Below are 26,993 nucleotides of genomic sequence, written 5' to 3'. Positions count from 1 at the left end.
TTATTACAAGAGGCAGCCAAGAACGGCTGCCTCTTTCCTTATAGATTAATAGAATCTCTTATACCCATCAAATTTACTCTTCCAATATGGGTTGCTCAGATTAATAACATTTACACCTTTGTCATTGGCATGTATAAAATCACCATTTCCTAGGTAAATTCCCATATGAGAAATGCCTGGCTTATATGTATCTCTGAAAAAGACGAGATCACCCGGTTGTGGGTCTTTTACATAATAAGAACGATCATAATAGCCTTCTGAACTTGTGCGACTAATGTTATGGCCACTTTGGCTAAATGCATAATAGATAAAACCACTACAGTCAAAACCAGCAGGCGTCGTTCCTCCCCAAACATATGGACTTCCAAGTACACCTTTTGCTGTATGAATGAGCTTCGTAGCATTGGTTACTTCAGTTTTTGAGGCTGACTCGGTATTCACATTTTGAGTTGTTGAAGCTGGTTTTGTTTGTGGCTTTGCAGTCGAAGTAGATGCAGATGCATTTCCTTTCACTTTTAAAACCTGTCCAACGTAAATTAAGTCAGAATTTAATCCATTCAGAGACTTTAAGTCCTTTACCGTTGTACCGTATTTACTAGCAATCCTACTTAATGTATCACCACTAACGACTTTATAAGAATCAGTTTTTTGGTTTGTGTTAGTTGAACTAGTATTGTTAGATTCATTCGGTTTTACAGATTGAGCCGGTTTTTCTGTTGCTGTTCCCGAAATTTTTAAAACTTGTCCAACACGAATTAAGTCGGAATTTAGTCCATTCAGAGACTTTATTTTACTTACCGTAGTACCGTATTTAGCAGCAATTCCGCTTAATGTATCACCACTAACGACTTTATATGTATCTGTTTTTTGACTCGTACTATTAGAGTTATTATTCTTTGCTTCACTTGGCTTAGTAGTTGTAGTTGTTTGAGCGGTTCCTGTTTTTGAATTGGAAACCTTTAGTACCTGTCCAGGGTGAATCAAGTCATTTTTTAAATTATTCCAAGCTATTAAATCGGCTAAAGAGATATTATGTTTGATAGCGATATTAAATAAGCTATCACCAGAGACTACGACATAGGTCTTAGCTGAAGCAGAAGTAGTAACCTGTTTGTTTGCATTTGTTGTCTGTGTTTTTGCCTTTGAAGCTTGAGATTTCTTTGCTTCATCAGGAGAGACAAGAATGACTTGCTTAGGATAAATCAAATCACTTTTTAAATTATTCCAGTCCTTTAGTTGGGAGACGGAAGTTTGGTATTTGGATGCGAGTTTCCAAAGCGAGTCCCCAGATTTTACTTCATGTGTTGCTCCAAGCGCGGTGCTAGTGAAAGATGTTGTCAGAATAACAGCCGTTGCCGTGCCTACTAATGCCTTACGCACTATAAGATCCCCCTATCATATACAATATAACGACAATTTTAGCATAAATTACCTATGAATAATGTAATGTTTTCAATTTGTAACAATAATTTAACTTAAAATACATTTTTTGTAAATTACCATTCTCCTATACCCTGTTATTTTTACACTAAACATAAAATTTGCATTTTTTGATTATTTTCATAGAGAGGTTTGTCATAATAACGTACTAGATTTATAATAGAAGTAAATAAACTTGTTGGAGAAAGTAGGGTGAATAAGTTGGAACAAAAGGTTGTTATAAATGCTGAGATTTATCCAGGGGGAAAAACGGAAGCGATTAAGCAAGGGTATATGCGATTTTCCGAGCGAATTATCGAAGTAGGGCCAATGAGTAAGTATAAAGAACAGGAAGCTGAAACAGTTATAGACGCGAGCGGCAGTCTGCTTATTCCCGGCATGATTGATATTCATATTCATGGTGGACATGGAATTGATTTTATGGATGCTGACCCTGAATCTAATGTGAAATTAAGTGAAAAACTAATGGGGGAAGGGGTCACTTCCTTTTTTGCGACAACGATGACACAGACGTATGAAAATATTACGAAAGCAATGGAAGCAATTAAAACAGCTAAAGAGATGGGGGCACATATTGAGGGTGTTCATCTAGAAGGTCCTTTCATTAATCCTATAAAGGCTGGGGCACAAGATCCACAGTATATGGGACCTGCTGATATTGAAACTTTCCTAAAATGGCATGAAGCTTGTGGGGAACAGATTAAGCTTGTGACATATGCGCCAGAGTTAGAGAAAGCCCGAGAATTTGAACAAGTTATGATAGAGCGAGGAATTGTTCCGTCTGTTGGCCACTCTGATGCGGTTCGTGCAGAGCTTCTTGATAGCGCTGCTTCACATGCTACTCATTTATATAATGGGATGCGTGGCCTGCATCATCGTGAAGCAGGGGTCGCTGGACATGCACTAATTACGGATGGGTTACAAGTGGAAATGATTGCCGATGGGGTCCATATTCATCCTGATATGATCAAACTTGCCTACCTTGTAAAAGGGGCAGAAGGAATAACATTAATCTCAGATGCCATGATGGCAAAAGGAATGGAAAATGGCGATTATGAGTTAGGCGGTCAAAAGGTTATTATGGTTGATGGGGAGGCCCGTCTAGAAAATGGCTCACTTGCTGGAAGTGTATTGACAATGGATTTGGCATTTCGTAACATTATGGAATTCACAGGCTGTTCGATTGCTGAAGCAGTGCAAATGACTTCTAGTAACCAAGCACGTGAATTTGGATTAACACAAAAGGGCCTATTAGAAGCAGGTAAGGATGCGGATTTTGTTTTAATGAACCCACAATTTGAAGTGGAAAATACGTATCGGCTTGGAAAAAACTTTAAAAAGTAAAATTTATGTTTTACAATTTAATTTGAATCAGGCTAAGGATTCGATGAAATGATCAATAATGTGAGGGATGAAAATGAATATTATTACAGCTAAGAATGCCCAAGAAGCATCTAAAAAAGCTTTTGCCTTGGTGCGAGAAGGAGTAGAAAACGGTACAATTCAAACATTGGGATTAGCAACAGGTAGTACACCATTAGGGTTTTATTCTGAAATGCGGGAAGCGAAGCTAAACGTTGAAAACATCACAACCGTGAACCTTGATGAATATATTGGCTTAGCAGCAGATGATCCGCAAAGTTATCATTATTATATGGAAAATGAGTTGTTTAACAGTCTAAATTTTAAAGCATCGCACTTACCTGATGGAATGGCTTCTGATTTAGAAGCAGAATGTGAACGTTACGAACAAATTCTAAATGAGAATCCGGTAGATCTGCAAATTCTTGGTCTTGGAACGAATGGACATATTGGATTTAATGAACCTGGAACATCATTTGCGACAAAAACACATGTTGTTGAACTTACAAAAGAAACAATTGATGCGAATAAACGCTTTTTTGAAAGAGTAGAAGATGTGCCGACCCATGCCCTTTCAATGGGGATAGCTTCCATTATGTCTGCAAAAAAGATTATTCTCCTTGCTTTTGGTGAAGCGAAAGCGGAGGCTGTACAGCAGATGGTAGAGGGATCAGTCACAGAAGAATGCCCTGCATCAGTATTACAGATTCATCCTGATGTAACAATCATTATCGACGAAGCGGCAGCTGGGAAATTAAAATAATTCGAAAAATGGTGAATCACCACTTTTCTAAACAAGGGACTTGAGTAAAGCCACATCTAGATAGACTGCATTTGTCTATGCTCTATCAATAGATAGGCTATGCTCTGTCCCTTTTTCATTATTGATAACAAGACACTGAAGGAAAGCTATTATGAGTCCAGCCCTTTAAAGCGGAGTAGAAGATCCCTTTTTCTCCCGAAAATTTACATGAGAGGGAGAGACAGTATGAATGATAAAAGGCCGGTAACCGTTGTCGCCCTTGTGACGGCCATCTGCTTATTAGGAGATTCAATGTTATACATAATCTTACCCGTATACTGGCGAGAAGTTGGCTTGCAATCCTTATGGGAAGTGGGAGTTTTGCTTTCCATTAATCGCTTTGTCCGCCTGCCATTAAACCCACTGATTGGTTGGTTATATAAAAGGATGTCCCTTCGGACAGGACTATTTATCGCTGTTCTGATTGGCGCCTTTACAACAATAGGCTATGGGATTTTTAAAGGTTTTATCGCCTGGTTAATTCTTCGAAGTTTATGGGGAGTAGCTTGGTCCTTTCTAAGAATGGGTGGATATTTCACCGTAATAAGTTATTCTCACGATGGCAATCGCGGTAAACATATGGGCAGTTATAATGGGATCTTTCGGCTTGGAAGCTTGGCAGGAATGCTTGTTGGTGGTTTGCTTGTTCCTCTTTTAGGAGTTCAAACCGTTTCTCTGGCTTTTGGGCTGATGACGTTTATTGCCTTAATTCCTATCATTCTATTTATATCTGATCGACAATTGTCAGAACAAGAAGAGATTCCACCAGAACAATCATTGAGAACGCAAATTTGGAAGAAGTCAATTTTGCGGGTTCTTATATGTGGTTTATGGATTGCGCTGTTACAGGCCGTATTCAGTTCAACACTTAGCTTGCTTATTGATACGAATTATTCGGATTCCATTTCGGTCTTTGGGATCATAATCAGCAGTACGGCTTTAGCAGGTGTTTTGCAATCGATAAGATGGGTTTGGGAACCTTTCCTCGCAACGAAAGTAGGGAAAATATCTGATGGATTCAAAGGAAGAATCCCCTTATTTCTTCTGTCGCTTTTAAGTGCAGCGATTGGTTATGCCTTGATTCCATGGGAACTCCCTATTTATTTATGGATAATCATTGTTCTGTTTGTCATGATAACTAGTACGGCAACGAACACATTAATGGATGCCTTAGCCTCAGATACAGCTAAGACAACATCTGTTATCGCCGTGATGACAGCCTATTCTGTGATGACAGACTTAGGCTCAGCATTAGGGCCAATGGTGTCATATTGGTTTGTTGAATGGGAGCATGGGTTATTGTTCGTCTATCTAGCCAGTGCCATTATTTATCTTGGGATTATGATCTGGTATCGTCCGCAAAGTCGTGTAAAAAAAATTATTCCTACAAGTGAACTATAGTGCGGGATAAAATGGAAGAGGTATTGCAGCCTCACGAGAATAAGAACTAGAGCCAATAAAGTTGTGATGGCATTTTTATTGGCTCAGAGTATTGGCTTGGAGAGGATCAACATCGTTAATTAGGACGAGATTGCCATATATAGGATGGTGTATAAAATTAGTATTTATTCCTAAGTCAGATAGCTTGTTATCTTTGTAATAGTCCTACCAACAGATATTTTATTATTTTGCGAGAACTAAATTCTTTCCATGTATGAAACATTTGTTTGTCCCACTGAAAACTTGTAATAAAAGGGCTTGTTTTTCTAACCTCTTTAGGGTTAGGAACATAGTATTCCCCAGTTTTCATACCACTTGTGATTTCTTGCCGTTTGTCTACGAGTAGTCCTCGTTGAATGGGTCTTTCTTCAAGGGTCCCATCTTCTGTTAAAGCCCAAAGAAAAGCCTGACGACCATTCTTTACAACACTTTTTTGCGAAACGATTGGTACCCCGTGTGCTTCAGCAAGAATAATCTTAGCCTGCAAGTGATGACCCACTCGCCATTTTTCATCTTCTGTTTCTGGCTCGATGGTGAAACGATAAAAACTAGGCTGATCCAAAGCGGCATTTTCAAGCGGAAGCTCCTCAATCAAGATGACTTTCCCGGTGATTTTCTTATCAAGTTCGCTAGAATATAGTTTTACTGGCATATCTAATTGCACTTTTTCCACTTGTTTCTCTGATAATTGTCCCTCCACTATCGTATTCTTAGAAAAAATACTCATAATTGGATTTTTTAATTCAAGGGAAAGAGCGGTCACTGTTCCTTCTACTGGACTGTAAATGGTTAAGCCGTTCATTCCATTTTGGATTGTTTCCCGTTGTGTTTCATATTGCTGAATGGTTTCCTCGATATTACTCTTCTCAAGTTCCTTCTCAGCGATTGTTTGATCAAGTGACAATGATAATCCATTGAGCGATGCAGCTTCCACTGCTTTAGCTGCTTGACTTTCCACTTCAGGTTTTTCCTGAGAGAAAACATCTATCGTATAAAAATTAGCCTTCATACGCACAAGTTCCTCAATATAAAAGTTAATATTTTCTTTCTCAGATTCCAAACGCGATATCTCTGCATCCACTACGGCAAGCTGTTCTTCTTGATGTGAACTTTCATATTCAAAAAGTGGTGTGCCTTTTTCGACTACTTCCCCATTCTCTACTAAGAAATTTTTAAAAGGAGTTTGTGGATCCAGAAAAATAGGCTGCTTTTCCGCAGGCACCACCATTCCTTCCGTCTGTAAAGTCTCTTCAAGATTACCGGAGTTTAAAACATCCCACTGAGAAAGATGAGTCACTCGCTTTGCTTTACTGCCATCTTTTTCAAGTAAAAAAATATTAATCCCAATAAACAGAACACTTAGAAGTAAAATTAGACTTTTTTTCATAAGAATCACCAGCTTTTAAGTAGGTTGAATAATCATAAAAGGCTCTTATTGGTTTAACACATGCAAAGGACATCGTTATAATAGATCCACAAAATTAAATACCGCTATCGCAGAGGTGGAGCACCAAGAAATGAGATGCACACTAAAAATGAGTAAAACTAGTGGGAAACGCGGTAGAAGTAAAATTCGTTTTAACCCACGATATTGTAAAACCATTACCCAAATCTTGAAAATCGAAATGGAACCAAGTAAATAAATAAGATATTTATGACTTGTCAGATACTGCCCGATAACCCCAAGGGAAAGTGGGGAGGAATACCAAGGCAAATCCAAACTGATCGCTAAGACTATGTAAGAAATTTGCTCAAGTAATAAAATGGACAATAGAATCGCTTGAATCATAACGAATTTTATATATGTTTCTTCAGAAAATAGCCAAAAACAAAGAGCAGGTAAGGTTAAAAATACTCCCCCAAATAAAAGGCTAAGTATGAAACGGCCGATGATAAATAGGCCTCTTAGACTCTCATATTCTGTTGGAGAATGGCGCAATAATATAGGAGATAAAGCTTGGCTGCCGGTTCCTATCCATCCTGACAAAGAAAAGATGACAGCGCTCGCCAATAAAAGGAAAAAAATACGCCAACGCCATCTCTCCATCGCCTCCGCTTTGGCTAGCTGATAAAAGCTTTGTTTAGGGTGAAATAAACCTTTAAAAATATTTAATTCATAAATCAACATGATCACCTGCTTCAAAAGTCGACATCTATATGTTAAAGAGGATGTTCAAAAAGTCTGGTAAAAATGACACCGCGTGCTAAAGGATCTTCGACTAAGTACCGACACGTCCTGTGTCGAACGTCGATGTCACCACCTCGAATTGCTTCCTCCTTTTTGAACACGTACCTTAAAGAAATTCTCCTCAAAATGTTTCTTTCCTTCTTAAGTTGGTAAAAAAGGACTTTAGATGGATGAGGAATAAGCGAATATGAAAAGCGTTAACCAACATCCTCAATAGAAGGGATATGATTGGTTAACGCTTGTTCCTACTCATCAAATCAATGCTAGAATTTTTGAACGGGTATTTTCTTTCCGTAATTATCGTTGGGCAAGTTTTAATGTGTGTGGAAGAAAATCGCTTACGAGCCGTTGAGTTTTTTCATCGGAATGAGAGAGGGAAACGAGAAACCTATATAAGTTTTCGTTGTTTTCAATCATGTCAAGAATTTTCGTTAGCTCTGAATCTTTTGTGTGCTCACGCAACATCATCGGGGTATATTCTGTACCTGTTTCTTCACCAAAAAGGATACGTATTAGGTGATCCTGTGGAATGGCGTACGCACGTTGAAATTGTTGCAGCGTTTCAATAGAAATCTGGCGTTTCCCATGTTCATAATTGGAAAGAGCTGCCTGTGTCATATGAAGCCGCTTAATCGCTTCATCTTGGCTGATCCCTAAGATTTCTTCCCGATATTTTTTTAGTTCCTGATGGAATGCCATGCTACTTCCCCCATTTAGCTTTTTCGTTAAACATACCGACAAAAAAACGGCTGAGAGGTTTTTATAACAAAACATAATAAAAAATACCATAACAATTTACGAATCATACGTATACACCATATAGGAAAGTTAATATATAGGTATATTTGACTAAGTATGGGTCTTTATACATTGGGAGGAGAATGAAATGAGTATGCATATTGAGATTAGTCAATTGTTGTCGTATGGGAAGCTAGCAGGAAGAGGATACCGGTTAATCTGCCATGGAAACATGAGGAATAATAGTGAAATTAAATTAGCCCCTGTGATTTACTTCAAAGAACCTTCAACTTTACCAAACTCCAGAAGATCTTTTCTAGACACTACTCTACTTTTATCATCATTATTATTTGTTCAAACCGTTCTTGATTTAACAGTCAAATCGGAAGAAGTTGCATGGAATATCCGGATGATCATCGATTTAAAAAAGTGGCTATTTTACATAGAAGAAGAGGGAGAGGACATATACATGCCAGATGAAATGAAGATCTTGATTTTTTCTTCCTTTAGTATACAATTTGAACGGAAAGTACTAACACTCGATGCATTAGCTTCGCGCAAACATATTATGAGTAAACATTAATCTTATAAGGGGATGGAAGCGTTTTATAAAAATGAATATGTGAAGCTACAGTTTTTTTAAAAACTTAAACGATCCGTAATTATTTAGACTTGAACTACTCACCACTTAATTTCTAACGAAATTTGAAGTGGGAGATTCCTGCGAACACCAAGGCATCCCTCGGTTATTTTAGCAGGCTCTACCCGTAGTCCCTACGGTAAAAGCTTTATATATCCTGTACGTTGACTCGCCACGCACCCTACTTTAGCTTGGTTTTCGCAACTTCGGAATGCGTGGAGGCGATAGAACGTTGAAGATTTTACGTGACAGACGTTTTTCCTGTCACAACCTTATATCTTCAGTTTTCAAAGAACAACTTACAGGAATATTGTACCATGCAAACATGCGTTTTGGATACCGCCAACCGACATTCATCTCCCACTTATTTTGGGCTATGCCCTGCGCAAAATGGATAAAGTAAATGATCGTGAAAATGGGGTACTTCTAATGATAGGGAGGTAGCAACGCATGGAGCGAATTTGGCAAACTATCTTACGTTTCGGTTGGGTGATAGATGAGTAAAGTTCTACCATATCCATACTAGGTTTAGAAGTGGTATACTATGAGAAGATGTTCAAACAATCTGCTAACTATGTGCTACATAGAAGTGGAAGGGGCGTCCGTAAGACTTTTATTCATCTATTTAAGATATATAAATTGTGATACAGGAGTTAACCATATTGAATAAAGTGGATATCCTTGGAGTGGAATTTGATTATACTACTCAGCAGGAAATATTAAGTATTTTACAAGAGAAAATTAAGCGAAATAAAAAGGCCTTTATTGTTACGGCCAATCCTGAAATCGTCATGTATGCTAATAAGGATCCTCAATATATGCATACTCTACAGTTTGCCAATCATATTATTGCAGATGGAATTGGCGTGATTTTAGGATCGAAAATTGTTCGTAAGCCACTGCCGGAAAGAATTGCCGGCTTTGATCTAATGGTGGAGTTGTTATCGATCGCCAACCAAGAAAGATTACGTGTCTTTTTTTTAGGAGCGAAAGAGCAAACACTTGAACAAATGATTCCAAAAATAAAAAGGGATTATCCAAAATTAGTTATTGCTGGGTATCATCATGGATTTTTTAAAGGCCAAGAGCATAAAGTGAACGAGATGGTCAAAGAAGCAAAAGCTGATCTTGTTTTCGTGGCTTTAGGATTCCCCAAACAAGAAGAATGGATCCAGAAAAATTTAGATTCCTTTGAAAAGGGTATTTTTATGGGGATTGGTGGTAGTTTTGATATTTTAGCAGGGACTATGAAGCGTGCCCCTGCATTTTGGCGAAAGTTAAACCTTGAATGGTTACATCGGTTGATTCAACAGCCTTCACGCTGGAAGAGAATGCTTGTTTTGCCGATATTTGTGAAGAAAATGTTCCAATATAGAAGAAAAAGGTTACGCTAATCTGTAACTTTTTCTTCTTATACACGTCAAAGATTATAAGATTAGTTGAAAATGAGATTTAATTCGGCTATTATGTGATTAGGCAAAAATCGGGATTTTTAGGCATAATACTGCTTGATAAAAGTGGTATGTGAATATTTTTACCTTAAATAATTTTATGATCTAGCGTAGTAGCTGATTTTTACAATATTCGGCTCCAACGTTTGCGGACTAGTAGAGTTTGTTTTTTACGAGATGAAACTTTTATTGACTCCTTAAGGGTTGTTGAAGTGTCTTTTTATCTCGTCGAACAGCCGTTTATAATGACTATTTGTGAGGCAGTGAAGCATTCGCTTAACTAGCAAAACACATATATAATAAATGGTTCCTAATAATGGGATAAATGTCATTAATCGATATGTCTAATTATGATAAATTATGCAATAGTAAGGGCAAGGGGGTTACAAATTGGATCTGCTTTATTTTTTTATATGCTTTGTTGCCTCAATCATTTTAACGCCATTCATTAAAAAGCTTGCAATCAAATGGAATGTAACCGATAAACCGAATGATCGTAAGGTACACAGCAAAGCAATGCCATATCTTGGCGGGCTTGCTATTTATATAAGTTTTATACTTGGCTTAATTCTGTCTCATGAAGATAGTCCCTATTTATGGCCGATTATCATCGGGAGCGGCATTATCATTATAACGGGAATCCTTGATGATATTTATGATCTTGCTCCCCGCTATAAGTTCATTGGGCAACTGCTTGCTGCCGTAGTCGCCTTAGTAGGAGGATTTGATTTAGAATTCATCAATCTTCCCTTCGGTGGCCAAATGGAATTTGGCTATCTTTCGATCCCACTCACCATCTTGTGGATCGTTGGGATTACGAATGCCATTAACTTTATTGATGGATTAGATGGGCTTGCAGCTGGAGTATCATCCATTGCCCTTGTGACGTTGAGTATTATGTCGCTAATCCAAGGAGACTTTTTTGTACTGACGATCGCACTTGTATTATTGGGAAGTACGCTTGGATTCTTACCCTATAATTTTTATCCGGCTAAAATTTTCATGGGAGATTCAGGAGCCTTATTTTTGGGCTATATGATCGCTGTGTTATCCCTACTTGGATTTAAGAATATTACGTTCTTGTCATTCGTTATCCCGATTATTATTCTCGGTGTTCCAATTTCTGATACATTTTTTGCGATGATGCGCCGTTTTATGCAAAAGAAGCCATTATCATCGGCAGATAAGCTTCACTTGCATCATCGCCTGCTAAGCTCTGGCTTCTCCCATCGGCAAACAGTGTTAGTTATATATGGGATCGCCATTATGTTTAGTCTAGCGGCCATCATTTTTTCCATGGCCACTATTTGGGGCTCACTACTTATCATTGCACTGCTGTTATTGCTGATTGAGCTATTTGCGGAACTCATTGGGCTTGCTGGAAAAGACTACAAACCAATCTTAAAATTCATGCGACCTCGAGCACAGAATAGTCGCTATGACGATCGACTATAAAAACAAGAGCTTTCGCGTCTAGTTGCGAAGCTCTTTTTCTGTGGAGAAGGGCTATTCATAACGTAATGAGCAAATGTCTCCCACAGTCATGAAACTTAATGGCTTCGCTTATACCGCCTTATATACGAAGAACATTGCTTCATACTTTTCCTTGCTTAATTGTGAGCTTCCTCATGATTGTCCTTTATCATTTGATACACGGAAAAGGATCCCATGACAGCTTTGTCTAGGGATCCATAAAAAGTTATGGCTTCGCTTTCAATTCTTCCATTTCCCTTTTCTCCAACTTTGTTACCTCTACAATGAATTCGATGGAAAGCCCCTCTTTCAGCATCTCTACTGCTACTTCTTACTTGCCACTTTTTACTCCGATCTCTTTCCCTTTCTTGATTCTATCCGCTTCGTCCAAGTAAAAAACTTCTTCTGATAGAGGCGTTAGATCACGAAAATCAACAAATGGATAGACTTCAGGAAAAAATGCCTTCAAAAACTCTTCGAAAAGCGTATGAATTAATTCCTTGAATAAGTGATCGTGTCGGATATAATCAGGAGGGCTTTCACTAACTCACTGTGCTAGAGGCATAGTGACACTTCCCTTGTAGATTGTAATGAGGATAAGTCGAGGCTGTAGTAATTCTACCTACATTATACTAAAAAAAGGGGAATAGAAAGGGTTTACTCTATTTTACACAGAATTTAGACGAAATTGAGGGGCATGCCATTAGCTCTCTGGCTTGAACTACTCACCACTTAATTTCTAACGAAATTTGAAGTGGGAGCTTCCTGCGAACACCAAGGCATCCCCCGGTTATTTTACCAGGCTCTACCCGTAGTCCTTACGGTGAAAGTTTTATATGTCCTGTACGTTGACTCGCCACGCACCCTACTTTAGCTTGGTTTTCGCAACTTCGGAATGCGTGGAGGCGATAGAACGTTGAAGATTTTACGCGACAGACGTTTTTCCTGTCACAACCTCATATCTTCAGTTTTCAAAGAACAACTTACAGGAATATTGTACAACGCAAACGTGCGTTCTGACTACCCCAACCGACATTCATCTCCCACTTATTTTTGGGTTATGCCCTGGACAAAATTGAAGAGGGAGTCTTTTGTCGGAAAATGATAAAAACCCCACTTGCAAAATAAGCAAGTGGGGGAATGAAAGGGTTATTCTACGTTAGGTGCAGGTTCTGCAACATTATTATTTGTCACATCCGTTGCAGGTTCTAAGCCTAGATGTTGTCTTAAGGCAACGGTGGTTTCAGCTAATGATTGGTCATCCAGCTGCCAATAATAAACATTATTACCAGCACTATTCGGAATATAAGTATCAAAACCATCAAGATTCATTGTATTAATCGATAAATTACCAGAAATACCATAATCAGCAAAAGCTTTAATTTCATCAAAGGTCATGTTTGTTTTCATATTATTGCCAATGGCATCGATGATCTGACCTAGTTTCGGAATCGTTGCACCAGATGCAGCCTTGTTCGTAATGGCCTTTATAACTTCCTGTTGCCTTTTTCCACGTTCAATGTCATTATCCATATGTCTTGTTCTAGCAAAGGCTAAAGCTTGTTCACCATCAAGTGTTTGGAGTCCAGCTTCTAGAGAGATCGCATTAGCACGGTCTTTAGAGTCTTGTTCAGAAAAAGCGAAAGGTACATCAATATCCACACCACCAAGGGCATCGATAATCTCCATAAATGCTTCAAAATCAACACGTACATAATAATCTACAGGAATATCTAGAAGATTTTCGACAGTCTCAATTGTTGCTTTTGGACCACCAAATTTATGAGCATGGTTAATTTTTGTTGAATAGCCAACCTCATCAATATACGCATACGTATCACGCGGAATAGATAAAAGATTAACTGACTTTTGTTTTTCGTTTAAAGTTGCTAGTAAAAGCGCGTCTGAACGTGTATTAGCGCCTTGACTCCGTTTTGAACTTTCATCAATGCCGATAAATAAGATCGAAACATTATCAATTTTGGGATCGACTTTTGTTTCACGTAAATCAGATTTCCCATCACGATCATCTTGATAAGAATTCGCCATCATATCTTCTGCTTTTGTATATATATGGACCCCATAACTTATGGCCCCAGATGCTATTAATAATATCGGAAAAATCAAAAACCAAAAAATGCGTCGATTACGTTTTTTCTTGTTTGACACTTTTATATATTGTCTTCCCATAAGGATTAGACTCCTTTATTTAAAATTTCTCTTACTTGTTACATGGCACTTAGGAAAAATAAATATGCTACAAACTATAATACTATGAAAGTAGACTCAGGTAAAATACATTTTGATGACAAATCATGTAAATCCGTGTAAAAAAAGTAGTTGGCAGAGGAAAAAACTTGAATATTTACTATGCGACCAAAAGAAAAAGGAGCCAAAAAACTTGGACTCCTTATAAGAAATATGAAATTACCAATCGATTCAGCACTTTATTCTTCTGCTGATCTTTGCGGTAAAACTTGTTCGGAAGAAGAGAATAAAGCATGTACTAATTGTTCACTCGATTGTCCTAGCGAATACTCATTCCATTCTTGGGCAAACTCTTCGATTTGTTGTAATTGGAAGGTTTGTTTTTGAATGCATTCAATTAGTTCATCTGTTGTTTGCACAATCGGTCCAGGAACAAGGTCATCGTAATTTTCCCAAAAGCCACGGGTACGACTATATTCTTCTAAATCATAAGCAAAGAAGATCATTGGCCTTTGTAATAAGGAAAATTCAAATGGAATCGAAGAATAATCTGAGATTAATATATCTGTCACCATTAATAAATGATTGACATCAGGAAAATGAGACACATCATAAACAAAATCAGGATAATGATTTTTCCAATCTGTTTGGATGGCAGGATGTAATCTTAAGAACAATACATAATCTTCATGGAATGCTTGATACATTTTTTCAAGATCAAGCGCTAGTTTAGAAACATGTAATTGATCATCGCGAAAAGTAGGCGCGTATAAAATAACATGTTTTTTTTGGATAACAGGATAATGATAAGCTAAATCGGATTCAACGATTTGTTGAGTTAATTCATCATAGAAAAAGTCGGTTCTTGGGATGCCAGTTCGCAAAATCCGCTCAGCAGGTATGCCAAAGCTCTGCTGAAAAATCTCACTCATTTTCTCACTACCAACCACGACATGGGTCTGTTGATCATATACTTTTTGAAAGCGGCTTTGGGCTCGAGGGGTACGGTAATAAATAGAGGGATCCTTTAATCCGAATTTTTTTACCGCACCTGCAGCATGCCATAACTGGACACAAATTGTCTCTTTTCTAAAGGTCGCCGCTGCTAAAAAACCAAAATAATTATCCACAAAAATATGGGACGAAGTCGCTAAATGAAAGACCGATCGTAGCCAGTGAATGGGGGATGTAAGTTCAAAATTTAATATAATCCAATCAGGATAACCGGCAAAATCTAGTTTGCAAGAATTTGTTTTTAAAATCACAATTGGTACATCTGGATGCACCTTTTTCAAGGCATTCGCTGTATATAAAACATTATCACCGAACGAAGCCACAAATGTTGCTTGTTTTCTCAATGGATACAACTTGGAAATGGAGAAAACAATTCGAAAAAGCCATAAATATAACGTAATTGCCAGTTCTCTAACCATTATTCGTTTGATTCAAATCCTCTTTTATTTTTGTTGTGGAAATACCAACTGTCCTTGGTAAATAAATCACTTCACAATATTCTTTTAAAAAGTCAAACTTACCTTGCCAATCATCACCCATGACAAAGACATCGACACCATACCTCTTCACATCATCAATTTTCTGATCCCACGAACTCTCTGGAATCACCTTATCTACATAGCGTACAGCCTCCAAAATAGCTTTACGCTGCTCATATGAATAATAAGCCTTCTTACCTTTAATCGCATTAAACTCATCCGTTGAAATGGCCACAATCAAATAATCCCCATACTCTTTCGCGCGGCGCAAAATATTAATATGTCCTGTATGAAGAAGATCAAATGTTCCATATGTGAGCACTTTTTTCATTGGGAACCTCCGTAAGAAGTATATCATGATTATATCTTTTCCGTGGTGTCATAGTAAAATTCCTAACTAAGTAGTTAGAAAAATTATTTTATAGAAAGGTCCGTGGAATTTTTTATGTTTACGTCATTGCATTAATGAAGATAATGATACAAATAACAATTAAATTCGTCAAAGGTAAAATTGCATATTTTTATATCCCATTCGGCCAATATTAATGGAGAATCTAGAGAATTGCTTACCAAATCAATACTACTGTAATATTTGTAACCGAAAAATCCCTTCATATTGCCTATTTCGTTTGGCCGTTGTCAACTTTTGCTAGCTTTCGCTATTATTGTATCAAACACCTCTACGATTTGGTACCTCTTCCCTGCGGATTAACTATGCCAAACTTAGAGGTATTTTTCTTATTATAGCCTGTTTAAAAGGCAATATTGTGATTCGACCGTATAAACGCATGCTTTTTACAGGGAAAAAGCACTGATTGTATGAGAAGTAAAGAGGAGGAAGAGCAAGAGTGGCAAAACTTGGAAGTAAGATTACTCATAGTCAATGTATGCTGTTTTTATATAGGCTTCTTTTTAAACTTATTGGACAACTTCCACCACAAAAAAACCTCATTATTTTTGAAAGTTTCCATGGGAAACAATATAGTGACAATCCAAGAGCTATATACGAGTATTTGCTAGAGCATCATCCCGAATATAAAATGTACTGGAGTATAGATAAGCGATATATTGATCAATTTAAAGAATTACATCATATAAGTTGTATCCAACGTTTTTCGTTACAATGGTTATTGAAAATGGCTAAGGCCCGCTATTGGATTGTGAACAGCAGGCTACCATTATGGATACCAAAGCCAAGAAAAACAATATATGTCCAAACTTGGCATGGTACCCCTTTAAAAAGGTTAGGTACAGATATAGAAGAAGTTCATATGCCCGGAACAAATACAGAGAAATATAAACAAAATTTCACTTATGAGGCAACAAAATGGGATTACTTAATATCACCTAACAAATATTCAACAGAAATATTTACTAGAGCTTTTGATTTCAACAAAAATATGATTGAATCAGGCTATCCTAGAAATGATTTTCTAATGAATCATAATAATAAAGAGACAATTCTAGAGATTAAAAAAAAGATAGGAATCCCCTTAAATAAAAAGGTAATTTTATATGCCCCTACATGGAGAGATAATCAATTCTTTTCAAAAGGAAAATATAAGTTTGATCTGCATTTAGATTTAGAAAAAATGAAAGAGCGTTTGGGAGATCAATACATTTTAATTCTTAGATTACATTATCTAGTTTCTGAGAGTCTTGACCTATCGGGGATGGAGGGTTTTGTAATTGATTTATCTAACCATGAGGATATAAGAGAGCTTTATATTTTTTCGGATATGTTGGTTACAGACTATTCATCTGTATTTTTTGATTATGCCAATCTTAATCGTCCTATGTTGTTTTATGTTTATGATTTGGAAGAATATAGGGATAAATTAAGAGGATTTTACTTTGACTTTGAGAAGGAAGCTCCAGGTCCGCTTGTCAAAAGCACTAATGAATTATTAGAGGAAATTGAGCTTATAGAAAAAAATGGTTATACCCTTTCCGAGAAAACGAAGGAATTCAATCAAAAATTTTGTTCCTTAGAGGATGGTCAAGCAAGTAAAAGGGTGATAAATGCCATTTTATTTAATAAATAAGATGAAATCCCTTTCTCTAGCTATTAATAAAGATTTTCTTTAATCGGAAGTATAGTATGGCGAGGATGACAAAATATAAATTGTAATATTATAATAAAAGAATTTTGTTGGAAACGAAAATGGAGTGTATATTAAATGGAAATTTATGATTCCACATTTGAAGTGATTGAGAACCATCCTGAATCAATAGAATTATACTCAAAAATAGATAATAAGATGTTTGCCATTAACATCTTGTCTCTTACTTTGAATGTACCAAAACAGGTATCAACATTGGAAACAGATGATAAGATGTTCCTTAAATATTTTCCGAGAGAAAATGTAGTTTTTTATTTATATTCGCATAACGACTTAATATATTGTGTTCTTGAAGAAGAAGAAATCTCTGCAGACGTAAAGAATGAAAATTACTATATCTACCATATTGAAAATTTTTATGAATCAACACAAATAGAGCAATTAGGAGCTTTACGAATTGGTATGGTGGAGCATAGTGGAGAAGTTTTATTTAAAATTGATGACATTCTAACCAATCAGCAAAATCAGCTTCATTTTCCATATGATATGGGCTTTACGACTACAGAGTTTCGATATACTGTAGTATCGATTATAAGTTACAGTAAATACAACATTGTCATTACATATGATTTGTTTCGGAAGGAATTTATTGCAGATAAAATCTTTTTGAAAATCGTAAAGCCTCACAAAGATGTGTACATAAAGCTATTAAGTAAAACCACTATGCAAATAAATACAGAGAATGCCTCAATAGAAGTAAAATTCGCTTCTCTTTCAAGAGGAAAAAGCTACAAACTCTTTAATCAAAATCAGGTAAAAGGAGGCGATAAAGAAAATATCTTGTCTATTATTAGCATCAATAAAACCCGTTATTATATTTTTAACAGTAATAAGGGGATCTATATGGTTAAAGGAGATCCTTATAAGGTTACGGGAAATAAATCGAATTTAAGGGTGTTCTTGACCAAACGAAATCTATATGTTTTTGGGCGTCTTACTCACTATGCCTATCGCGCGCATGGTCAATATGAATATTTGTATTTACAGAATGCAGATAGAAAAATCGGCAAGTTTTTCCGGCCATTTAGGTCAATAAAATATTTGCAAAGGTTCGGTCTATTTAAAATACCTGTAAAATCGTTAATCGTAGAAGGACGAATCCACAATAATTTATTAGTAGGGGACAAAGAGATCCCGATTCATAATTTAAGAAGAAGAAATAGGGACAAAAAAGCCATTACACTTTCATTTCAAAAGCATGGCGAGCAATTAATGGTGGTAAGAACGAATCTTGGTGGAAATTTAACAGCAACTGTTGTTCCATTTAGCGAGGAATATAAATTGATTAATCGCTTTAAAATCAAGCTTGCGCACTTTACAATAAAGCTGTTCTCAGCAAAGACAAAAAATGTGAATCTATATTTTGAAAAGAAAAGCGAAAAGGCAGATGAATCAGGATTTCGTGTGTTTGAAGAAGTAATGAAGCAAAAACCATCGACATCAGAAAACTATTTTATTATTAACAGTCATTCGAGCCGATATGCTGAATTGAAGAAAATATATGGAACAAACATTATTGCCAAATATAGTTATAAGCATTATTTAAACATATTTCGAGCGGATTATTTTATTGCTAGTGAGCTCTCCAATCATTTGCTAAATGATCGGCTATATATTGATGAAATTCGCAGCAAGATAATGTCTGTACCTCTTATATTTTTGCAACATGGTATTATGTTTGCGAAGCCTGTAGATAACCCGATGGCTTTCGGATTTCATAAGGATAAAAATTTATATAATATGCACAAATCAGTGATAAGTTCTGAATTAGAGGCGAACGAATTTTACAAAATGGGTTATAGTGATCAAGATTTATTATTAACGGGATTAGCAACCTTGGATTTTGCAAAGCTTGATGAAAATGCCAATAAGATTGCTTATATGCCGACATATCGATATTGGGAGGAAGCATTAATATATAATAATGAAATCAAGAAAACATCTTATTATAAATCCATTATGAAAGTAGTGGGCGCATTTGAAAAAGCACAACTTCTTGATCGGTTAATTATTGTTCCTCATAACAAATTTTCACAATTTATTTATGAGAATATTCCTGAATATAAGGATATCATTGAGAGTAATCCTTCTGAAGCTTTAAAAAAGGCACAAGTTTTTATAACAGATTACTCATCGGCGATTTATGATGCTACTTTTAGAGGGGCTTATCCAATTTTTTATTGGGAAGAAAAGGATTATTTAATTACAAACTATAAAGCCATTCCACCTGTAAATGATCAAAATGCACCAGGACCGATTGCTTATTCGACAGAAGAGTTGATAAAGTTTGTGAGAAATGCAATAAGCCGCCATTATGTTTTAGAAGAAGAATACAGACAACGGTATTTAAAAATAAATAAATTTGATGACCGAAAAAATACGAAGAGAATCGTGCAATATTTAATAGATGAAAATATAATTTGAAAATGTAGCTATTTTACGAAAAAGTAACTGTTTTGTTAGAAATGTAATTTTAGCCAATACTATTTCTATGTACACGGTATAATGCTGTATCAGACCCATCTTGGTATAGATGGGTTTATTTGAATTAATATAGGAATATTGATAAATTTCATAAAAGGGTATATATTTGCTATAGCAGTAGGATATAAAAAGGAATTTAGCAACTTATATTTTCGTTAGTAAGTTTATAAAGCGTTTACATGGGAGCTGTGTAGATCTCTATGTATTTACTTTTTTCATTGAAAAGGGAGTATATTTATGCAATTAGAAGCTAGCGTATCTGAATCACTTAGAAACTATAAAGAAAATACTCAGCATGAGTTCTATGAAACAGAAAATAGCATAATTGATTTAAAGTGGAACGAATCTATCTTATCCCTTAAAGGATATTGTTATATTAAGGGAATCCCTTTGACTAAAAGCTTGAATGTTAGAAAAAGCTTGCTGCTAGAGAAAGAATTAATGAATGAAGAAGAGGAAGTAACTTTTAATTACATACTGGAAGATATCCCTATAGATGAATTAAATGTGAGTGAAAGCTTTGGGGAATCTTTATACTTTTGGGCAGGATATAAAGGAAGTATTAACTTCTCTACCGCTCATGCTAACAAGCCATTGCCACCAGGTTTGTACAAGACTTATATAAAAATTGAAATCTTACAAAACAATCAAGTCGTAATTGAAGAGAAAATATCGCTTGGTGATATTCGAAAATTCTTGAAAAATGATTTTCATACAGCACAATTGAAGTTTTTTTCCGCGAAATTACAAATAGAGAATAACTTAATGGTAACCTATGATTTAGATTCGAAAAGTATGTTACTGGAGTCAATAAAAGTAAAAAGTTTAAACCCAAGTTTGCTGTACGGTGATATCAAAAATAAAACTGAAAGGCCAGGCATTCTATACAGAATTTTGAGATCCAAAGTTTTTGTAATATTGTACTACTTTTTCAACCTACTTCCAGTAAAAGAAAAAAGGATCTTATTTGCGTCTGATAGCCGCGATGAAATTGGTGGTAATTTAATGTTTGTATATGAAGAAATGCTAAGACGTGAGTTAGATTATGAATATAAATTCATGTTTAAGGAAAATAGTTTCGTTAAAAAAAGCTTAACTGAGATTGTTCAACTTGCTTATTTTGCGGCAACTTCTAAATTTATTCTTTTAGAAGAAAATTATCCTATGTTTTCTCCTTTGAAAATCAAAGCTAAGACGGAGTTAATACAACTATGGCATGGTGCAGGAGCTTTTAAAAAGTTTGGCTATAGCCGTTTAGGACAGCCTGGAGGTCCTAAAGTTCACTCTAAAGATCACCGAAATTATACTAAAGCTGTTGTAAGTTCAAAACATATTATTTCACATTACTCGGAAGGATTTGATATCAGTCCCGAAACAATTTATCCCTTAGGAATTCCCCGTACAGATATTTTCTTTGATGAGGAATATAAAAGGCAAAAAAGAGCAGAGCTATATGAACAATATCCCTTTTTAAAGGATAAAAAGGTTATTTTGTTCGCTCCTACATTTAGAGGAAAAGGGAGAAAAGAAGCACATTATCCTATAGAGGTTTTGAATTTTCAAGAACTTTATGAGAATTTAAAAGATGACTATGTTTTTCTATTTAAACTTCACTTTATTGTTTTAAATAAAATTAATATTCCTTATCAGTATGCAGATTTCTTTTATGATTTTTCAGATTACAGAGAAGTAAATGATTTATTATTGATTGCGGATCTTTTAATCACAGATTATTCTTCTATATGCTTTGAATTTTCATTATTGGACAAACCGATGCTATTCTTTGCTCATGATGTAGAAGAGTATATCAGTACTCGTGGATTTTATTATGGATATCAATCTTTTATTCCTGGGAAATTAGTAAAAACTTCAAAGCAATTGGTTGAGCATATAAAGAATAATGATTTTGGCATTGAAAAAGTGCTCCCTTTTAGAGAATATTTCTTTGACGATCTTGATGGGAAGGCCAGTAAGCGTATTGTAGATCAATTAATATTAAACTCTGGTGAGCAGGAAACACAATAGCTTAACTAATCAAAACTCTATAATAGTATGGATATTTATACTATATAGAGTTTTTTTATTTATTCTATGTAAGTTTGGGTATTGCTTCTCTCGCATAAGACTAAAGAAAGTCTAATTGGTAGGCTATGAAAAAGTTCCTAGGCATTCCTATAAACGTATATGCTTGTCATAAAATGACAAGCATAAGGTCATAATTAACTGCAATAAAATTGAACATTATTCAAATCATATAGGGAAAAATTTGACCTAATCTTTTTTTTCTATAAAATAATATTGTAATGGAGATTATTACAAGAGCAGTATACTGATTGCTTATAGGAGTTGAAATGTTTGAAAATTACTGTAGCTATCCCAATCTATAATGCAGAAAGACATTTAAATGTAACACTAGATTCTCTAGTAAATCAAACAATGGATAGTAGTGAATTTGAAGTAATTTGTGTGAATGATGTCTCAACGGACAATAGCGCCAAGGTTGTAGAATCATATATGGAAAGCCATAGTAACATTAAACTTATTAATAGAACTGAAAATTCCGGTGGTCCTATGCTACCGAGAAATGATGCGATTAATGCAGCAAAAGGTGAATATATTCTATTTTTAGATAATGATGACTTTATTGGAGAAGAAACGCTCGAGAGATTTTATAAGAATGCAATAGAAAATAATTCAGATGTTATATTTGGTAAATATGTAGGGGTTAATGGAAGGAACGTCCCGCAATCTATGTTTAAATATGGGAATTTACCAAAAGCTGAGATTTTAGAACATAACTTGGTCTTTTCATTAGCGCCACATAAAATGTTTAATGTTAATTTTATAAGAAAATATGATATCCATTTTCATAAAGAAGCTGTTGTAGGTGAAGATCAATTATTCGTTATGCAATCATTTGTTAATGCCAAAGTTATTACTGTTTTATCTGATTATGAATACTATTATGTTGTTAAAAGGGGAGACGAAAATCTAAGTTTAAAATACTTCCCAGCTGAAAACTTCTATTATTCGTTTAATAATATTATGAAGACTATAAAAGAGTCAGATTTAAGCCCTTTATACAAAACGGAATTATCTGCAGCTTTCATAAACAGATTCCTTCATGCAAGTCGATTAAGAAGTTATCTTTTAACGAATAGGTTGACAACGGAACAAAAAATTGATTGGTTAAATGAAACGAAAAGATTCGTTGATGACCATGTAAATGATGAATTGATCAAATTATTACCGTCCCGATTCCATTATTTTGTATTAATTGCGCAGGAAAATGATTTACAAAAGCTATTGATGGTTCATAAGCAAATGGATAAGGTTAGTCCGAATCAGGTAACAAGGGTTAAAAATGGATGGATTTACGCAAGGTTCAATTATTCTAGAAAACACTTGGCTTATGATGACGAATATTCTGTAAATCATCTTAATATATCCGATGTTTTTGTAAACAATATCGTGATAGATGATACACATTTTGAAATATCTGGACAGTTTTATCAAAGCCTTTTAATTAATATGAATGTACAAAATGAGTTAATTCTTGTTCATAGAAACTCTGGATTAGAAAAAAGATTAAAGAACAATCTTTTAAATAAGTCTGGCCAATTCAGTTTTAAAGTTGATTACCAAGATTTCGTTATAAGTGAGAAATCTGTTGGGCCATGGGATGTCTTTATAGAAGGAATAGTAGATGGATATACGAAAAGAAGAAGGTTGGGACAAGCAAGAAGTAGTGATTTAAAAATAAAACAACAAAAAGGTATACATGAAGCTAAAGGTTTTATAGATAAAATTACACAGTCTAATAAAGAGGAAGAAATAGTTCCTAAAAAGGAAATAATGATTGACCCTATACGCTCGTTTGGTAAGAAATATACAGTTAAAGCATATTTTACCAAAGATCATGATAATCTTTCGTTTGATGTTAAATTGACTAAGTAAAAGGATGATAATATTGGGAGTCCCGAAAATGAAAGCAATAGTTAAAAAAAACAGTGTTTTTTCCTATGCAAGGCCTTCAAAAAAAGCAATTAAGGTAAACCAATTTAATAAAAATGATGAAATTATAGTGTATCCTTTAATTAAAGGCTGGTTTGAACTTCGTCCAGTAGACACAGATGGTATTATGAATACTGAATTTATTGCAGAATCTGAAATAAAATTTGTAAAATAAAATGATAAAAAAGAGGTCTGGAAGTATCTTCATTCCGAGACCTCTTTTTTATTAATAGATATTGAAGTACTGATCTACACCATTGGCTATTGCTTCAGCTAATTTATTTTGATATGAATCACTCACCAATTTAATACGTTCGGTTGCATTATTAATATATCCAAGTTCTAATAATGTTGCTGGCATTTTCGTTTCACGAACTACCGCAAAGGATGCCCCGCCAATACCACGGTTTACTGCCCCGGTTTTCTTATGCATGTTCTGGTGAACTAAGCTTGCTAATGTTATACTCTTTTTAATTCTTTCAGGATTATTATGCATATCCTGGTTTATTTTTGAAGGATATTCTTTATTATATTTATAATAGTAAGATTCAATACCATTTACGATAGTTGTCGCAAAAGCTGTTGAGTTATGGTGGACACTAATGAATATATCAGCATCTAAATTATTTGCCATTTGAGCTCTGTCATATAATCCGACATACGTATCGTTGTTTCGTGACATATGTACAGAATAGCCACGAGCTTTTAATAGCTTTTCAACCTTTTTTGCAACGGTCAAGTTTAAGTCTGCTTCTCTTACTCCTCCAGCTACTGCTCCTGTATCAAAGCCTCCGTGTCCTGGGTCAAGAAAGACTTTAATTTTAACTGGTTGCTTGAATGCCTCGCTTGCTTTTACGGATTGTCCTTTACCTTTAGGCACTAATTTTATTTCGATAGCTTCCAAGCGTTTGGAGTTACCTTCTGATCCGGCTTTCATTCCATTCTTCGCCCAACCAAGCCATCCATATGATTGGGAATGCACTCGGTAATACACATCATAATGTTTTGCAATTTCACCAGTGAGATTAATTTGAATGGCTTCCATTCGTTTACTTTGCCCATTTGTTCCAGCTATTGCCCCGTTGGAGACGTCATTTAACCAACCATACGTTTGAACGTGGGTAGAGTAAACAATATTTCCTGAGTATGGAGAATTCTTCAGGTCTATTTTGATTGCTTCTAACCGTTTTGACTGTCCTTGAGTGCCACTCACTGCCCCATCCTTAACTGACTCTAACCAACCATACGTTTGAACGTGTGAAGAATAAACAATTGAAGGCTTAGTCAGAAATCGATCAGCAGTTGATCCAGGAGCTTTTCCTCCTTTTGCTACCAATTTAATTTCAATAGCTTCAAGTCTCTTGGACAAACCTTCTGTCCCAGCGGCTTGTCCATTTTTTGCCCAACCAAGCCATCCAAAAGATTGCGAATGCACGCGATAGTATACATCGTAATATTTGGCTACTCCTCCTGTGAGGTTGATTTTTATAGCTTCCATCCGTTTACTTTGTCCATTTGTGCCGGAAACGCCCCCGTTAGATACGTTATCTAACCACCCAAGATTCTGTACATGCGTAGAGTAAACTACATCTCCGGAGTAATTGGAATCTTGTAAACTGATTTTAATTGCTTCTAATCGCTTTTCCTTACCTGTCGTTCCGCTCAACGCTCCATTTCTAACTTGGTTCATCCAGCCATATGTTTGTACATGAGTAGAATAAACGATGGTAGGTTTCTTAATAAATGAATTACCTGTTGAAATATTATCATTAGATCCTTTTTCGATTACTTTTATTTCGATTGCTTCCAATCTTTTAGAAAGACCTTCTGTTCCAGCAGGTTCCCCATTTTTCGCCCAACCAAGCCAACCGTGAGTTTGTGCATGGACACGGTAATAGACATCGTAATCTTGGGCCTTTTTACCAGTTAATTCAATTTTAATGGCTTCTAATCGTTTTGCTTTCCCAGTGGTACCACTTACTATTCCATCAGAAACATAATCGAGCCACCCATAACCTTGAACGTGAGTAGTGTATGTAACATCCAAATCTTTTGCGTTATCGATAGAAATCTTAATACCTTCTAAACGTTTAGCTTTGCCAGATGTTCCTGATGTTTCCCCGTTGAATACGGGACTTTGCCAACCAATTCCTTGAATATGAGTAGAGTAACTAATAATAGGATCCTCGCTTTGGATGGAGTATGCTTCACTTGTAATTGTCATGTCCTTAGTGGGAGCTACTGTATTTGTTGAATTTTCATTTTCATCAGATGCAATCTTCGGTTTTTGCTCATCTACAGATTCAGCATCTGTTTCTTCTTCTTTGTTTATTCTTTTATCTGTGGTAGTAGTTTCATCTTCAGAATTATCAACTTCATCTTCCACTTCGACTTCATTTTCAATTATGTCAGTTGGAATATTAGAATCTGACAAGTTTAATTCTTCTACAATAAATAAATCAGAAGGATGTAGAGTATAATAAATACTTTTATCTTCTGGTAATTTTAACTCAATAGGATGTTCAGTCACTTCCAATATTAATTCATTAGTAGAATTTGATGTGGATGTTTGCTCACTACTTCTTAATGTAGCACGAACTGCTGACTTGGATTCATCTATCCAGCTCGTTAAAATCAATTTAGTATCATCCTCAAGTATTACCTCTTGTTCCTCACCATCGTAATGAATGGAGAAATAACTAGTTTCTTCTCCATCCCTTTGTTCGGTGGGATTTTCCTCTGCAAAAGCAATAGTTCCATTAAACGTAAAAATCATTAACAACAAACTCAAACTACTAAGTAAAATTCTTTGCATTCTGATTCTCCCTGTTAATCTAGTCTTAAATTGTATTTTCAACAAAATCCTACAATTCAATATACTATTCTAGCATAAAAATGGCTAAATACTACCAGTAAAAGAGTTCTTTGGATAGAGGATTCTATTATGGAAGTTGATTATAAAGAACTAATTTTCTGCTGATTTGTTATAGAGTAAAGTTCGAATATATGTTAATATATGACATGATTCGAGTTTTGAAAGTTACGACAAAAGATCATATAAGTAAGCTAAATTAGGAGGGTTAATTTACTAGGTTCAACTCGAATAATTCACATAATTTTGACTTAGTATTCTAAAA

19 protein-coding genes and 1 pseudogene are annotated in these 26,993 nt (G+C 35.4%); 11 read left to right on the top strand and 9 right to left on the bottom strand.

The window, feature by feature from the left end; all coding sequences use genetic code 11:
- Positions 1–45: 45 nt before the first annotated feature.
- Entirely contained in the window at positions 46–1,380 is a 1,335-nt protein-coding gene (locus tag J2Z23_RS11960; RefSeq protein WP_318249083.1) for a C40 family peptidase, read from the bottom strand.
- Between the two features lie 261 nt (positions 1,381–1,641).
- Between J2Z23_RS11960 and nagA the strand changes: the two genes are divergently transcribed.
- The 3 genes from nagA (at position 1,642) to J2Z23_RS11945 (ending at position 5,005) form a co-directional block, all read left to right on the top strand.
- On the top strand, positions 1,642–2,784 hold the full coding sequence (gene nagA, locus J2Z23_RS11955; protein WP_064468897.1) for an N-acetylglucosamine-6-phosphate deacetylase: 1,143 nt from the start codon (positions 1,642–1,644) through the stop codon (positions 2,782–2,784).
- Between the two features lie 73 nt (positions 2,785–2,857).
- Positions 2,858–3,565 carry a glucosamine-6-phosphate deaminase gene (nagB, locus tag J2Z23_RS11950; protein WP_209974063.1) on the top strand — a complete coding sequence of 236 codons (708 nt, stop codon included), beginning with the start codon at positions 2,858–2,860 and terminating at the stop codon, positions 3,563–3,565.
- Between the two features lie 225 nt (positions 3,566–3,790).
- The gene (locus tag J2Z23_RS11945; RefSeq protein WP_209974061.1) at positions 3,791–5,005 is read left to right on the top strand and encodes an MFS transporter; all 1,215 of its coding nucleotides are present in this window, start codon (positions 3,791–3,793) and stop codon (positions 5,003–5,005) included.
- A gap of 187 nt (positions 5,006–5,192) precedes the next feature.
- On the opposite strand, the gene J2Z23_RS11940 is transcribed toward J2Z23_RS11945, so the two are convergent.
- The 3 genes from J2Z23_RS11940 to J2Z23_RS11930 all read right to left on the bottom strand — a co-directional run bounded on the left by J2Z23_RS11940 (position 5,193) and on the right by J2Z23_RS11930 (position 7,931).
- On the bottom strand, positions 5,193–6,431 hold the full coding sequence (locus J2Z23_RS11940; protein ID WP_057982521.1) for an efflux RND transporter periplasmic adaptor subunit: 1,239 nt from the start codon (positions 6,429–6,431) through the stop codon (positions 5,193–5,195).
- Between the two features lie 75 nt (positions 6,432–6,506).
- Positions 6,507–7,172, bottom strand: coding sequence for a hypothetical protein (locus J2Z23_RS11935; RefSeq protein WP_209974059.1), 666 nt, complete (start codon positions 7,170–7,172; stop codon positions 6,507–6,509).
- Positions 7,173–7,529: 357 nt separating this feature from the next.
- Positions 7,530–7,931, bottom strand: coding sequence for a helix-turn-helix domain-containing protein (locus J2Z23_RS11930; protein ID WP_057982519.1), 402 nt, complete (start codon positions 7,929–7,931; stop codon positions 7,530–7,532).
- 187 nt (positions 7,932–8,118) lie between these two features.
- Here J2Z23_RS11930 and J2Z23_RS11925 point away from each other — a divergent pair, with 187 nt between their 5' ends.
- From J2Z23_RS11925 to J2Z23_RS11915, 3 genes are all read left to right on the top strand, one after another.
- On the top strand, positions 8,119–8,553 hold the full coding sequence (locus J2Z23_RS11925) for a hypothetical protein (RefSeq protein ID WP_209974057.1): 435 nt from the start codon (positions 8,119–8,121) through the stop codon (positions 8,551–8,553).
- 728 nt (positions 8,554–9,281) lie between these two features.
- Positions 9,282–10,004, top strand: coding sequence for a WecB/TagA/CpsF family glycosyltransferase (locus tag J2Z23_RS11920; RefSeq protein ID WP_318249086.1), 723 nt, complete (start codon positions 9,282–9,284; stop codon positions 10,002–10,004).
- Between the two features lie 447 nt (positions 10,005–10,451).
- On the top strand, positions 10,452–11,516 hold the full coding sequence (locus J2Z23_RS11915; protein WP_128738694.1) for a glycosyltransferase family 4 protein: 1,065 nt from the start codon (positions 10,452–10,454) through the stop codon (positions 11,514–11,516).
- 349 nt (positions 11,517–11,865) lie between these two features.
- Here the strand turns inward: J2Z23_RS11915 and J2Z23_RS11910 are convergent, their stop codons facing one another.
- The 4 genes from J2Z23_RS11910 to tagD all read right to left on the bottom strand — a co-directional run bounded on the left by J2Z23_RS11910 (position 11,866) and on the right by tagD (position 15,566).
- Complete coding sequence (locus J2Z23_RS11910; RefSeq protein WP_209974055.1) at positions 11,866–12,003, bottom strand: hypothetical protein; 138 nt, start codon at positions 12,001–12,003, stop codon at positions 11,866–11,868.
- A gap of 680 nt (positions 12,004–12,683) precedes the next feature.
- Complete coding sequence (locus J2Z23_RS11905) at positions 12,684–13,724, bottom strand: LCP family protein (protein WP_057982517.1); 1,041 nt, start codon at positions 13,722–13,724, stop codon at positions 12,684–12,686.
- 257 nt (positions 13,725–13,981) lie between these two features.
- A complete protein-coding gene (locus tag J2Z23_RS11900; protein WP_209974054.1) occupies positions 13,982–15,175 on the bottom strand; it encodes a CDP-glycerol glycerophosphotransferase family protein in 1,194 nt (397 codons plus the stop codon).
- Positions 15,168–15,566, bottom strand: coding sequence for a glycerol-3-phosphate cytidylyltransferase (gene tagD, locus J2Z23_RS11895; protein ID WP_057982516.1), 399 nt, complete (start codon positions 15,564–15,566; stop codon positions 15,168–15,170). Before tagD ends, J2Z23_RS11900 begins: the two co-directional genes overlap by 8 nt.
- Positions 15,567–16,065: 499 nt before the next feature.
- On the opposite strand from tagD, the pseudogene J2Z23_RS11890 reads away from it, so the two are divergent.
- The 5 genes and pseudogenes from J2Z23_RS11890 to J2Z23_RS11870 form a co-directional block, all read left to right on the top strand.
- Positions 16,066–17,280, top strand: a pseudogene (locus J2Z23_RS11890) (CDP-glycerol glycerophosphotransferase family protein); the annotation flags it as partial.
- Positions 17,281–17,415: 135 nt separating this feature from the next.
- Positions 17,416–19,782 (top strand): CDP-glycerol glycerophosphotransferase family protein, encoded by a 2,367-nt coding sequence (locus tag J2Z23_RS11885; protein WP_209974052.1) that lies wholly within the window; start codon positions 17,416–17,418, stop codon positions 19,780–19,782.
- A gap of 297 nt (positions 19,783–20,079) precedes the next feature.
- The gene (locus J2Z23_RS11880; protein ID WP_238482741.1) at positions 20,080–21,867 is read left to right on the top strand and encodes a CDP-glycerol glycerophosphotransferase family protein; all 1,788 of its coding nucleotides are present in this window, start codon (positions 20,080–20,082) and stop codon (positions 21,865–21,867) included.
- 330 nt (positions 21,868–22,197) lie between these two features.
- A complete protein-coding gene (locus tag J2Z23_RS11875; RefSeq protein WP_209974050.1) occupies positions 22,198–23,799 on the top strand; it encodes a glycosyltransferase in 1,602 nt (533 codons plus the stop codon).
- Positions 23,800–23,827: 28 nt separating this feature from the next.
- Positions 23,828–24,031 carry a hypothetical protein gene (locus J2Z23_RS11870; RefSeq protein WP_209974048.1) on the top strand — a complete coding sequence of 68 codons (204 nt, stop codon included), beginning with the start codon at positions 23,828–23,830 and terminating at the stop codon, positions 24,029–24,031.
- Positions 24,032–24,082: 51 nt separating this feature from the next.
- Here J2Z23_RS11870 and J2Z23_RS11865 read toward each other — a convergent pair whose 3' ends face one another.
- Positions 24,083–26,671 carry an N-acetylmuramoyl-L-alanine amidase gene (locus J2Z23_RS11865; RefSeq protein WP_209974046.1) on the bottom strand — a complete coding sequence of 863 codons (2,589 nt, stop codon included), beginning with the start codon at positions 26,669–26,671 and terminating at the stop codon, positions 24,083–24,085.
- Positions 26,672–26,993: the final 322 nt, after the last annotated feature.

Origin of the sequence: Lederbergia galactosidilytica (genome assembly GCF_017873565.1) — a bacterium.
Taxonomy (GTDB): domain Bacteria; phylum Bacillota; class Bacilli; order Bacillales; family Bacillaceae_C; genus Lederbergia; species Lederbergia galactosidilytica.
This window is presented reverse-complemented; position numbering and strand designations above follow the sequence as displayed.